The 13,054-nt window shown below is 38.3% G+C and carries 12 protein-coding genes; all 12 read right to left on the reverse strand.

The genetic code is table 11. From position 1 onward, the window contains the following. Positions 1-74 precede the first annotated feature (74 nt). The 12 genes from NSTC745_RS13235 to NSTC745_RS13290 all read right to left on the reverse strand — a co-directional run bounded on the left by NSTC745_RS13235 (position 75) and on the right by NSTC745_RS13290 (position 13,045). Entirely contained in the window at positions 75-209 is a 135-nt protein-coding gene (locus tag NSTC745_RS13235) for a hypothetical protein (protein WP_445637542.1), read from the reverse strand. Positions 210-242: 33 nt separating this feature from the next. Beyond that, positions 243-1,583, reverse strand: a complete 1,341-nt coding sequence (locus NSTC745_RS13240) for an O-antigen ligase family protein (protein ID WP_445637543.1) — start codon at positions 1,581-1,583, stop codon at positions 243-245. A gap of 10 nt (positions 1,584-1,593) precedes the next feature. Further along, on the reverse strand, positions 1,594-2,709 hold the full coding sequence (locus tag NSTC745_RS13245; RefSeq protein WP_445637544.1) for a glycosyltransferase family 4 protein: 1,116 nt from the start codon (positions 2,707-2,709) through the stop codon (positions 1,594-1,596). Positions 2,710-2,711: 2 nt separating this feature from the next. Beyond that, positions 2,712-3,350, reverse strand: a complete 639-nt coding sequence (locus NSTC745_RS13250) for a class I SAM-dependent methyltransferase (protein WP_445637545.1) — start codon at positions 3,348-3,350, stop codon at positions 2,712-2,714. Between the two features lie 26 nt (positions 3,351-3,376). Continuing rightward, a complete protein-coding gene (locus NSTC745_RS13255; protein WP_445637546.1) occupies positions 3,377-4,504 on the reverse strand; it encodes a glycosyltransferase family 4 protein in 1,128 nt (375 codons plus the stop codon). Between the two features lie 36 nt (positions 4,505-4,540). After that, positions 4,541-5,524, reverse strand: a complete 984-nt coding sequence (locus NSTC745_RS13260) for a hypothetical protein (protein WP_445637547.1) — start codon at positions 5,522-5,524, stop codon at positions 4,541-4,543. 5 nt (positions 5,525-5,529) lie between these two features. Continuing rightward, positions 5,530-6,393: a glycosyltransferase family 2 protein gene (locus NSTC745_RS13265; protein WP_445637548.1), complete on the reverse strand. Its 864-nt coding sequence runs from the start codon at positions 6,391-6,393 to the stop codon at positions 5,530-5,532. Between the two features lie 8 nt (positions 6,394-6,401). Continuing rightward, positions 6,402-7,598, reverse strand: a complete 1,197-nt coding sequence (locus tag NSTC745_RS13270) for a glycosyltransferase family 61 protein (protein ID WP_445637549.1) — start codon at positions 7,596-7,598, stop codon at positions 6,402-6,404. A gap of 113 nt (positions 7,599-7,711) precedes the next feature. Beyond that, positions 7,712-8,620 carry a glycosyltransferase gene (locus tag NSTC745_RS13275; RefSeq protein ID WP_445637550.1) on the reverse strand — a complete coding sequence of 303 codons (909 nt, stop codon included), beginning with the start codon at positions 8,618-8,620 and terminating at the stop codon, positions 7,712-7,714. A 23-nt stretch (positions 8,621-8,643) separates the two neighbouring features. Beyond that, positions 8,644-9,372: a class I SAM-dependent methyltransferase gene (locus NSTC745_RS13280; RefSeq protein ID WP_445637551.1), complete on the reverse strand. Its 729-nt coding sequence runs from the start codon at positions 9,370-9,372 to the stop codon at positions 8,644-8,646. Between the two features lie 96 nt (positions 9,373-9,468). Then, entirely contained in the window at positions 9,469-11,766 is a 2,298-nt protein-coding gene (locus tag NSTC745_RS13285) for a glycosyltransferase family protein (RefSeq protein ID WP_445637552.1), read from the reverse strand. Positions 11,767-12,082: 316 nt separating this feature from the next. Further along, complete coding sequence (locus tag NSTC745_RS13290) at positions 12,083-13,045, reverse strand: hypothetical protein (RefSeq protein ID WP_445637553.1); 963 nt, start codon at positions 13,043-13,045, stop codon at positions 12,083-12,085. Between the last annotated feature and the right edge of the window lie 9 nt (positions 13,046-13,054).

Genomic DNA, 13,054 nt, shown 5'->3' on the forward strand with positions numbered 1-13,054 from the left:
TTGACATAATCCAATTAATTTATGTGCGATTAGTGAATAAATAAACTCTTTTTTGTATCCTAATTTGTGAAAATTTAGTGGTCTTGAAAACGCTCTTTACGAGACGCTGCACGTAGCTTGCTTCTTTGCAGGAGTACGCGGACACGGCGGTAGCTATCAGCGGCGGGCGATACTTCCGAGCGATTAATTATGACGCCTTGGTGGAGCATCTCAAGCTCTGATCCTGACTCTTGAATTGTTCTTCAATTTTGTATTTTTTGCCACACTAAGTATTTATTTTCGATATTATCCAAATCTAGTAAATACTTTCCCAGTGATAAATACATCAGCAGTGAAAACACAGGAAAAGATAGATTACCCAAAAGAAGAGCTTCTGAAAAGCTTCCTACCAAAAGGCCTGCCAAGCCAGCTATAACAGTACTACTATGCAAAAAATAAGTAGATTTTTTATGGCTTAATTTATGAAGTTCAAACATCATCTTCAAACACCCCAGCCCCATCAGCACTATGGGTATAAATCCCATCAATCCTGTAGTATCTCCAGCAGCTAACCACGAATTTTCTCCAAAAACCAAACGTCCTCCTTGTAAGGGAGAACCAAATAATGGGCTACTCATAAAGCCACTCCACATACCAGCCCAAGCTTCTTCACGTGTGTTTCCACCTGAAATGAACCTATTGCTTACTGGTGTGTTTTGAGTAATTATATCTGGACTTATGAACCAGAAGATTGCGCCCAACAAAACACCAACAAATAAGCCTAAGCGTAGTAAAGCACCACCTCGATTACGATAGAAAAATAAAATCGAGCTGATTCCCATCATTGCGCCAGTACGAGAACCTGTTAGAAATAAAAAGTATGCAACAACAAGTAAAATAGCGATCCAGAAAGCTTTTATCCAGTCCCATTTTTTATGGCTTTCAATGAGAAACATGAAGCAGGGAATGGTGCCTGCTAACAAAGCAGCTGCATGTTGCGAACTACCAGTAGTTCCCAGGAACCTTCCTTGCACAAATGTCATTGCATACATGTTAAATCTTCCTTGATAAGTGCAGGCAATAGCAAAGATGACACCGGTCATTGCTAGGGACCAAACACCTAAGCGGAAATTGTATTCATCCTGCAACCAGCGGGAAGGCCCTAACTTAAACATCAGCACAATTGCCCCAAATGTAGTTAGCGCAAGTAAGGCAAAACCTACGTCACCATAAACTAAAATTTTCAAAAAAACTGCCACCTGAAATGCGATCAAGTAATAAACTGGCTGTGGAATCATTATCCGGCGCCATCCATTCCGTGTTTGCATTCCCAGTAAGATCAGCGAAGCAAGGAGAACTATCGTCAGGGGGCGACCCATATCGCGTAACTGTTGCAACGGAAAAACTAAAGGTGGTGGTTCGAGTATCCACTGATCCTGAAACTTTGCTAACGAAGTTGCATAACAGCAAAAAGCGAATAATAGCCAAGCTAAACGCCGGGAGCGTCTAGCTTTATCCAATATGAAAAGACCAATGACAATACCCAAGATGCCATAAGGGCTAAAGATGAGGTCAATAAGTTTGCTAATAGGATCTGAAGTCATGGTTGAAAATTCATGCCAGATTTTCAGCGATCGGATTACTCGTATTTTGCTTGACTGTTTTCATCTGGTGTGCATTGTGTAACAATTCCTGCCAACGAGTTGCCCAGATATTGGCGGCGTAAGGAGCTGCTAATTGTTGCGATCGCTTTCCCCAAGTTGCTAATTCAGCGTAGCGCTGGTGTAAAGTCAGCATTGCCTTAGCTAAAGCTTTTGGCTGTTCTTTTGGTACAGTTAAGCCATTATACCAAGGTCGAATTATCTCAACCGCAGAACCACAAACATCAGTACAAATAATAGGCAACCCAGCCGCAGCAGCTTCTACTAAAGCTAGCGGCCAAGGATCGAATCGGCTGGGCAAAATAAAAGCTCCTGCCGATCGCCATACGGCTTGCATTTGTGATGGTTGTAAAAATCCTCGATTCTCGATTCCCGGTTTTCCCAAAAGATGCGATTCCAATGTTCCTTGTCCGCAACATACCAAAGTCCAAGGATTGGATACTTGAGAACGGTAAATTTGGTAAGCTTCTACAAGGACATCAATTGCTTTAACCGGTACGTAGCGACCAACAAATAAAAATGAACGGGGCCATTGAGACTCGATGCGTTGTTCCCACAATGGAGACCAAACATCATAATCAATACCATAAACTCCATGCACTATGTTTGCTGGTTCAATTCCTAAACGTGAAGCATATTGCCAACTACGTTCTCCAGCAACAACAATGCTATTTATACATTGCAAATAGGAGCGGAGAAACAAAGGGGCTAAATGTTGTTTCCACGTACCCCACCAAGGGGTATCCATAGTCATAACTAAGGCTGTGTTACATAATTGAGAAGCAAAAGCCAACTGACGATAAGGTTTATGCAACCAACCACAAAGAACAACCACATCTGGAGATTCTTCCAATACCAAACGTTTGATTAAATTTGCATCCTGTCTTTCTTTGATATCCAAAAGTCGGCAGGGAATATCCTGCATCAATCGATCGGAAAATGCGGTTTCAGTAAGAGCTTGAAAGCCAATGACAAATACATCAATTTCTGGTGTTTGATGCAGAGCTCGCCAGCAGGCTGCCATGTAACCAGAGATATCAGACCAGCAAAAAACAACTTTTAGAGCCATGTTTACTTACAACATTGAATCCCAAGTTCATTTTCCCACCGCTCCATATCTTCTAACTTGCTAAAAGCAGAAATATCAGAATCTCCTATGTAAGCTCGACGGATATCTTTAAACCCCACCTTTTTGAGTTCAGCTGAGAGCGATTTATAGTCCCACATCCAAAGGTGCTGACTTCCACTAATCCATTCTTGGAAAAAAGAAGCCAAGCTACGTTGCCTGCGTTCTTTTCCTAACCAGGTCACCCGCATGAATTCTAATGCAGCTTCAGGAGATGTTGATTTGACATACTGTTGAGCCATAAATTCTAAATCAGGCACAACCAAACGAAATATCCCATCGGGTTTGAGATATCGGTAACAGTTTTCTAGAGAATGACGCAGTTCTTCTAAAGTTAGATGTTCTAGAACATGCGAACAGTACAATAGTTCAACACTATTGTCAGGGATGGGTAACCCTTTCACTATGTCGCCATACTTCACATTTTGTGGAAATCTTCCAAAAGGCCCAGAAGGGACTAGCTTGCCTACCACAGGTAGCTTTTGTAAGCGCAGTGCAAGACTAGAATCAAAGTTCAACCATTGGCTAGGGGCGCATAGCCCACTACCAAATTGGACATATTCTGCCTTCTGTGTTGAAGGCATAGTGGTTTTGTTATTTGTTAATAGCATTACGCAAATTGTTTGAATGCAGTGATTAAGCGGTCTACACAGCGCTGCCAAGTATATTGCGCCGCATGTTTTTGTCCTAAGTGAATATATTTTTTCCGAAGATGTGAATTGCGATCGAGTTCTATTAAGATATCTACAATCGCATCTGTTTTCTCTGGGTTAACTATAATACCCGCATCTCCAACCACCTCTGGCAAAGAGGCTTTATTAGCTACAATCGCTGGAGTACCAGCTGCCATAGCTTCTAGTGCAGGTATGCCAAATCCTTCATAAGGAGAAAGGAAAAGGAAAGAAGATGCTTTACGCATCAAACGGGGTAAGTCTTCATCCGGAACTTTACCAAGTAAGGTTACATGTGAGTGAGCTTTAACTGCTTCAACATAAGCAGGTTCTGAGGCGCCAGCCACAATAATATGCAGGTTACTCTTGCGTTGACGCAGAGTGTCAGCAACAGCTAAGACATCATCACCTCCTTTTTTCTGCCGCAGACCTCCGACTATAATAATGTATGGTGCTTCTACGGGACTTTTCCAGTCAACAGGATTGGCTGAAGCAATGTCAAAGAAAGATTGCTCAACACCATTTCCTACCACCACAATCTTTTGTGGATCTGCACCCAAAAGTTCTACCATTCTTTGTCGGGAAAATTCCGAGACAGTAAACACCACCCGACATTCGGATAAAGCACGCCGAACCCAAAGCTCCCACTTGTAGCGAAAAAATCGGTGATGCCAACTATGCGACCAAGGTAAATTAGTTTCAAATGCTTGTATGTCGTGAATCGTAACCGCGACGGGGCATTTTGAGACGGGAATATAAGTTTCCATTGGAGCGTAGAGCCAGTCAGCCCCGTCTGGCAAATATTTATCCACACGCGGGTAGCCAAGTAGTTTCCATGTACGCTCAGTGGAATTTTCTACTGTAGGGAAAGTACGCTTAGGCAATTCACGTAATGGGCTGAGTGGATCGAGCTTACCATCGCTTCCTAGCCATTGTTTGAAGAAAAGCAACTCTAACTCAACCCCGCTTTGTGCTGCAAGCCCAAGCAGCATCTGATTCATATGCCGCCCTATTCCCGTGCAGGGTACATAGGTGCGAATGGGATGAATATAAGCAGTTAAGTTCACAAAACGCCTGTTATTATTGTTTATTTGGGTACTTTATTATTTAAAATTAATTTTATAATATTTTTCTAGCTCGTGATATAAACTATTGAGTAAAATTTGTTTTTTGATAATAGTAATGGGAGCATTTATTAAGTAATCTAATCCTAGCGTTCCATAAAATTGCAACTGCTGGAATATGGATTTCCCTCTTAACAAATATTTGTAAAACAAATAGTTATTAGGCATTAAAGCATTCAATCTGTAGCCGGCCCAATGTAGAAGAAGTATTTGTTTTTTATGATCTAAACCTCCGTAATCCCACAAATAGTATTTTCCATCTTTCCAGTAAATTTTACCCGATAATCTTGCCCAGCCGTTTTGACAAATACCTCCAATTACTTCTGCAAAATGCCCGTAGCATACAGGCTTCATGTCGCAGCAATAGTTGATGAAGGCTTGATCTGTATTGCGGGGGTTGAGTTGGTTACGTATTTTCAATGCACTTTCGGCTAATAATTCAAACTCTTCTATTGAAAATAGCCCCTTTCGAGAAGCCCAACGACCTGAGTTAAAACCGCGCCCTCGCCCCTGTCTTAACAACTCTTGACGAAATGTTCCTCGTTCGTAAACTTGATCGATCGCACAGTCATAATGTAGAAAGTCAAACCCAAGAGTTTCTATTGCTTGAATAAAGGGTTTAATATCTGCTAACACAATTTGCCGAGCATCTAAGTACATAAAAGAGTCTAGCGGCCCCCAAAAACATGCATAGCGCCTGAACCAATAAGGGCCAGTAGGAGTATAGCCTAGCTCAAATGCTTGACCGATCGCCTCCAACCGAGAAAAGGATGAATCAGTATATACTTCAAATTTGTAAATATCGCTCAATTTTAGTAAGCGATCGCACTGCTCGTTAAAAGGAATCAGAATCAGGCGTAAATCTGGGTTGAATGTTCTGAAGCTGTTGAGAAAAGCGATCGTCCACTCATAAACTGCATCGTTGGCTGAAAAATAGACTCCAATATTCTGACAATGAGCCATATTAATCAATATATTTTTCTATATTTACGTAAAGCAAGAATCCATTCACTAGGAAGCATCTCACGAATTTTACTAATGATGTTTTTCTGCAACCAAAAACTTTTGTATTCATTAAAAAAATATAATTCTTGCTGAAAAGACTTGCCAAAGTATCTTCTACAAATAGACCAACGCTCTTTAGTAAAGCTCAATAAATCTCTAGACACTCCTCCCGAACCATCAAATTTAGAAATAACTACAGGAACTTCTTTAAACTGATAGCCAGCAACGTAAACCTTGGCCATAAAATCATGATCTGCACACCAAGTCAAGAAGGTATCAAAGGGATATTTAACTTGTAGTTCTCTTTTAACAAAAATACTTTGATGACAAGTAGGTATTTCACGCCATATTATAGCCAGATCGTATGGCTGGCGCTGATAGGTATGATATCCATATTTATCATTAACGACATATTCAAATTTTCCATAAACAACATCCACTGAATTATCAAGATATTCTGCAACTTTAGTCAGTGTATCTTCTGCAAAGAATTTATCGCCGCAATTCATAAAAATTAGCCAGTCTCCAGTAGCCGCTAAGGCTCCTTTGTTCATGGCATCATAAATTCCGGCATCTTTTTCACTAATCCAATAGGATATATCTGCACTATTTTCGTGCAGAAAATCTACCGTTCCATCTTGAGAACCACCATCAATGATGATATATTCTAGATTTGGATAAGTCTGAGAGATAATATTTGAAAATGTTTCTCTTAAATCTTGAAGTCTATTGTATGTAATTGTAATAATAGAAATACTGGGTAAGCTTTTGTCCCAAATTTTCGGTTTTTTGAATACTTTGGTTGTATTACTTGTTTCATTTAGCATACTTACTTTTAAATCACTTCAGCTATTTTTAATAATTCAGCTAATGCATTGATGTTAATTAATATATCTTCAGCCATGCAATGAGGATCGCAAAATTTTTCTGGTTCTTCTCCATCTCCGATTAGGTAATAATAATCAAGTTGTATATTATTTGAGAGAACCCAATAACAACCATTTACATAATTCGGTGAAAACAATTCAATAATTTTAGTTCCAGGTGAACAAAAAACGAGGTTTGATAAACCAGCACCATGAGGAGCCACAACGACGGACGCAGAAGATAGAACTGAAGCTTGTTCGACCACTGAGATTTTTTCTAGAAAAATAACTTCAAAGTTAAATTTATTTAAAAACTGAATTAATTCATCTTCATTGATAACCTTACGAAAGGCTGCGCGATCGCGACTTATATAAATAAATTTTCCTTTGCCTACTTTTTCAGTAGAGTCATTAACTAGAATTTTTGTTTTGAGAAAATCACAAGCCCATTTAGGGATATTACCTGTCTCTCCTGGTAGGGAAGGTATAACTAATTGTTTAGCTTTGATGTGAGGAAATTTACGACTTTCTATAATTTTTTCTTCAGGAATATTTAAAAGTGCTAATGTTTCTTTCTGGAAAGAAAGATATAAGCTATTAACTAAGAACTTGTCTATATGACTGAATGGAATTTCAGCTTGTTGGAGTAAATGAATGCGCGGTAAAACGTCAAACATCCAGTGAAAGTATCCTTCGCCTCCAGCAGCGGATAAAACAGCAACAGTTCCATCTACATAATTTATATTTGGTAATCTCCAAGATTTGAGTATTGAATGCTCGCTTATATCTGTACCAATTTCAAGAGACACATCACCCAGTAACTTATCATCTGGAGTTATAACAGTGCCGTTATGCCCCCATACACGGCCTTGTGGGATTACAGCAACAAATGTCTCTGGATATTCATGAGTACACTCTATCTCAAATTTCCAGTGAACTCCACTTTTTATAGTTTTAGGTAATTTTCTATGTATCGATTTTTGAGAATATATGCTAATAAAATTTACTTGACTTTCTTTGTTGTTTTCTTTTAGATTGAATAGATAGTAATCCTTAGTTTCTTTATAAAAGGATTTTGGAGGCCCTAAAATCTCAGAACTTATTGGTAGCTTACTAAGCAAATTTATCAATGAAAAATATATTAACTTGAGAGTTTTTTTTAGCATCTTCCAAAATAAAACTTAAGAAATATTTCTTTGACAGATTTTTTTGCTAAAAAACCTTTAGTTACCATGCCATCTACTGTCCTCAATATAACTTTATAAATTAAGCTATTCCACTAATCGCTAATCTCTTTGAGAGCTAGTCTTCTACCGCTTTGTCCAGCTTCATGGAAACGAGATATTCTTAAACCATATCTTAGACCTAAGTAGAGCGAATATATCTTTGACGATCGCCAAAAAGGTTGAGGTGAAATAGTACCTCGAAAATATGCCAGCATAGTTTGTGAGTAAGCTAACCCTTGTACTAAACGCAAGAGATAATCTTCTTTTAAACGGTTAGAAGGTATTATATGAGTCAGCTTGAGCGATGCAAACAGGCCTGTACCTAAACCGAGATCGCAGGCTGTAAATGCTAAGTCTGAGTCTCCACAGGAGGTAAGCATTTTACCCTTGCGATCCATATTTGCTCGTTGAGGATTTTCACGAACTAATTCGCTATACTTTTGTGCAACAACCTTACGGATGCAAAGCCCAGCGCCGCATGGGGTTGTTTCATATTGGTCTGTTAAATTAGACCAGCGATCGCCCTCAAATTCTCGAATTGCCAAATTCCCTAAATAAGGTTTTGCCCAAGATGGAGGTGGTACTTCAAATTCAGGTTTAATTTGTCCGCCCCAAGCACCAATAAATGGAAAATCTTTACTAATCCGCCATGCGGTTTCTAAATAATCTGAATCTAAAACGTTATCATCATCAACAAATACTATTACTCCAGCCGTAGCTTCTCGAATTCCTCTCAGCCGAGCCGCAGTCAGTCCTAGTTGTTCTTCTCGAATATGACGAGCGTAGGGATGCCAACTCAAATCAATTTCCAAAGCTAAAGGGCGATCGCTAGCATTATCAACTAACAAAAGTTCCCAAAAATCTTTAGATAATGTTTGGGATTTCAGCGCTTCTAAAACCCTCTCTAAATAATTTTGGCGAGGATTGTGGGCACAGATAATAATACTAAGGGGTAGTTCCATACAAAATGACTTTGGGATTTGTTTTAAAATGCTGAATGTTCAAATTCTAAACAACCTTTTTCTACTTTACGCAGCCAAAGAAGATTATCAACCTGCCCGCCAAATTTCCATTTACCACTAGCAAGAGCTTCACCAATTGTTCTAGCTACACCTTCAAAAGCAATACAATCATGAAATGCAAGTATACCTCCTCCTACAATCCAAGGAGTTGCTTTTTCGTAATCATTTTTGGCTCCTTTGTAACTATGATCGCCATCAATAAAGACAAGATTTAGAGGATTTTCCAGAAAATCTGAGGGTATAAGATCCTGGCTATTCTTTCTGATTAAAGTGATGCGATCGGCTACTGCTTTGGTATTATTTTTAAACTCCTTAAATGTATCTCTTTCACCCTCCGGCATAGTTTGATTTTCCCAAGTATCAACACAAAATAAGTGTCCCCCCTTTGGAGCCAAAGCAGCCGCAATATAACAACTAGATGCTCCTAAATAAGAGCCTATCTCTAAAGCTTTTGCAGATTCTCCAAGTTCCTTAGCTAATATGTAGAGCGTATTTAGCTCGCGAGCAGTCATGTGCGTGCTAATGTTTTTCTTATTTAAGCAACTTAATTTGCTAAGTTCCCTATTAATTGAAGAACTTTGGAAATCAGCTAATAATTGTTCTGCTCGCCAAATCAAGTGATATGATGCTCTATAAGAAAAATCACTTATTTGCATTTTCATTTTCTTAAATCTCCAAAAATCTGTTTTCACCAATCGATTCTAAATCAATATGAGTTACACTCACAACGAGTAACGAAAATTTATATTCGCTACTCTGCATTACGCGATCGCTTCCTAGTCTCTTATTTAAGTAAGCTGCTCAAAAATCGCATATCCATTACGTAGTTCCAGATTTTGAGTGAATACTAAATAATTGGAATCTAATAGTAGTTTTTGGTGATTTTTATAATTTTCAAATGTATTTATGTCATCCAATAAAACAAACTTATAGTCTTCCAATTCGTTATCTAATTCTTCAATACTTATGCTTAATTGAGAGCCATCGATTAAAACAATATCAAAAAGATTAACATTATTTTGTTCTTTAATATTTCTGATAACTTTACTAGTTTCTTTAGGTAAGTCTTCTGAAGAACTGGGCGGAATATCATAAAATTTAACAACAGACTCACTGATGAAACGCTTTTGTAACTTATCAAACTTAGGAGTAAAAATATTGATACAAAAGGCGGTTGGCTTGTTTGGGTTCTCTCTGATGCCTGTTAAAAGTGCTTCCGTAATTACCTCTCCACTAGATGCTCCAATTACTAAAGCTGTTTTGATATCTTCTTCCTTAACCATTTTGCGGATTGTCTGAAAAAATTCATCAGATTTTATAGTTGAAAATTCGTAAGGAAGGAAGTAACCAAATCTAGTTTCTAAACGAGATAGTGGCTCGCGTAGCATTGTTTTTAAATTTAAAATTAGCCACTGCTTTACCGAGGTTTTATAAGATTTTAAACTTATAAAATCAATCGATTTAGAAACCAAATTAGATGATTCTGTAAAAACTTTGGTTTGTTTGTTTAGCAATTGAGATTTTAAATAAGCCGGATCGCTCAACAATTTAGCAAATTCAAATTGTTGACATGCTGTAAGCAGCATACAGATTTGATTGAGCCAGTCTTGGAAATTTCGGCTAGGCAATCGGTGAGCGCTATAGCGGCATTTTAATGGGTCACTGTAGGGTAAAATGTCTCCACTTATGAGAGTATCAATAACCCAACGAGTCCGATTTAGTTCGGGATGGTAAAGAGAAGGAAACTTATTAGCATAGTTGACAGCATCATTTAATTTTCCTTGGCAAAGGAGAGTAATAATTAAATAAGCCCACTCTAATGGATCGGGATCTATAGCTTTTAGTAGATCGAGAGTCCATTCAATTGGCTGAATAATCCAATAATGTGCCGTTGCTGCATTGCCTTTGTAGAGGTTACATAATGCCAGTCGGAGTTTTGGTTGTGCTTGAGAGTCTACAAAGTTTAAGCATTTGAGATACAAAGCTTCTGCTTCATCATATTTACCCGCCCAGAGTTTTTCATCTCCTTGATGCAGCAAGGCTACATCCGATGCGTTCACAACAATATGTGAATTTTTAATTGCTGATGCACTGTCTACAACGGTCAAAGGCTCAAAAGGACTTTTTTGAACAATCCTTTGATTTGGTTTCAGAGCTTTGTGTAGATGAAACCATTGCAAAATTTGATCTCGTTGTTTCAATGTATGTTGAGAATGAACTAGTTGATAACCAGTATTAGTAATTTTCTCTAATTGTTCTCGGTTTTGAAATAGGTAATCTAGCTTATCTAATATCTCATCTCCATCGGCAAATACACAATTTTCCATATCAACAAATCCTGCTGCTTCAAGAGCTGCATTTTTTTCTGCGATCAAACAGGATTTAGAACCCGGAATTTCCAGAAATTTGCGAACAAATTCCCTTGCCATTGTGCCGCATGTAGGTGAAAACGAAGAAGCATTGAGCGTTCGAGCATACTGCTCGCCAAAAAGCATCCTTGATGTTTCTCGGTTTTGTATATATCCTAAGTGCGGACAAATTAGAGTGGGATAATACTTAGTAACAAGTCTATTAATTTTTTGTCGCCAAGGATATAGTGATGTTTGGCTGCCAGTAATCAGCACTGGGATATTTTTAGGCTGATTATAGTCTCTAAATATGTCAGGATCTATAAAATTTGGCCAGATAAATAAATTGTCAGCAATTTCTGGAAGATATTCAGCTAAAGGAATGGATATTGTAAAGACTGTCTCTATTCCCCAATGTTCGATATCAGAAAGAAAGGCTGAATGAAATCCACAAAAAGAATCTCCGTTATAAAAAGCTAACTTTGGTATTTCTGGATAATAATGAGTATTTTTAACTCGTCGTTTATCAGATGAGGCATTACCAGTTTCAAACAAAGTTAAATCTGGTTGATATTGTTCGCAAATTTGTTGATAGTCACTTTCATCGCTAATAACAACTACCTCAAAAAATTCCGATAGGCACTTAACATGTTCTTGTTTATGTACATTGTAGAACTTGGCTGAACCTTGATTATTCCATTGAAAGAAAACAAGTTTTGGTTTTTTAATGTTATTCATATTCATAAAAGTTTTTAATTTATATAAATTTATTTTAGCAAATAGCGATCGCTCAATTTTTCTGTATATTTTAGAATATTTCGCACGCTTTTAATACTAGTTAGTCTATTTTTTATGGCTTTGATTTTTTAGGAAGAAGCGAAGCGATTGCACGAAGGTTTGAATTCATGCGATCGCTTCTTGATAACTAACACCTATTCTCTAAAATTCGGTAACAGATTCAACCCTTGAAACCTGGATAAAATCTGAATTGATTAATTGCGTAGCTTGCTTTTCGCTGGAGGCTAGTATTGCGAATTGGTATAAACTTGTAATACTAGAGAGCGAACGTAAACTTTTCAGATTCAAAGTTCCTTACTCGCCCTAGCCTGCCGGTTTTCACGTCTACTGTAAATACGGCATTGCTTTTTCTATTAGTATCAGCAGCAACCGCATACAATTGACCAGAAGGAGAGAAACCCAAGTCTTTAAGATCGTTAGAAAGAGGGCGTCCTTCAAATATCAGTGGCGCCAATCTCTTAATTTTCGGCTTGCCAGTAATTAGGGCTTTCTCTTGTAAGTTGATTGAAATTAAAATCGGGATACCTTCTGAGCCGATCTCAGTTGCAAAAATATTTCCCTTGGCATCTTGGCAGAGGTTAGCGAATCGATGGTTGAGTGGTAGTGGAGGTAGATCCAAATCGTCTCGGTCAAGAACTTTACCTGTTGTGAAATCTATCGTTCTGAAACTAAAAGGTGGGACACCCTCAGTTCCCACCAAACACAGAAGTCGATTATTGGGAAGGCTCAGCAAACTTTCAACAGTTTGATTGGATTTCTTAAAGCCTAGTACTTTTTTCGCTTTAAATACAGGGACAGCAGCATTACCGACGGTAAAAAGCAGATGGTTGAAAAAACCATTTCTCGTGCTAGATACAGTAGAAATTACAAGACTCCCATCTTTAAGCGCGATCGCCTTTGTAACTCGCTTTGAGTTAGCAATATAGAAAGCTCTTTGTTTTTTCGGTACAGACAAAGGATTGTCAACGAACAGAGACAGGCGATTGAGCCTAGAAAGAACTTTCCCCGTTGCAAATTCGCCAGTACTTAACTCTATTGACGGAGTTTGGTCTTCCGGGTTTTCATTGTTGGATGTACTAAGAGGCTTTACTCCATAAAGAATTTCCTGTTTGAGTTCGCTCTTTTGAGCAACTGCCTTATTAGACAAACCAGCAACAACAGTAGAAGTCAAACTAGCAGCAGCCAGCTGGCCAAATTGTCGGCGTTTCAATGATGCCATTACGATACT

The organism is Nostoc sp. DSM 114161, assembly GCF_052692665.1.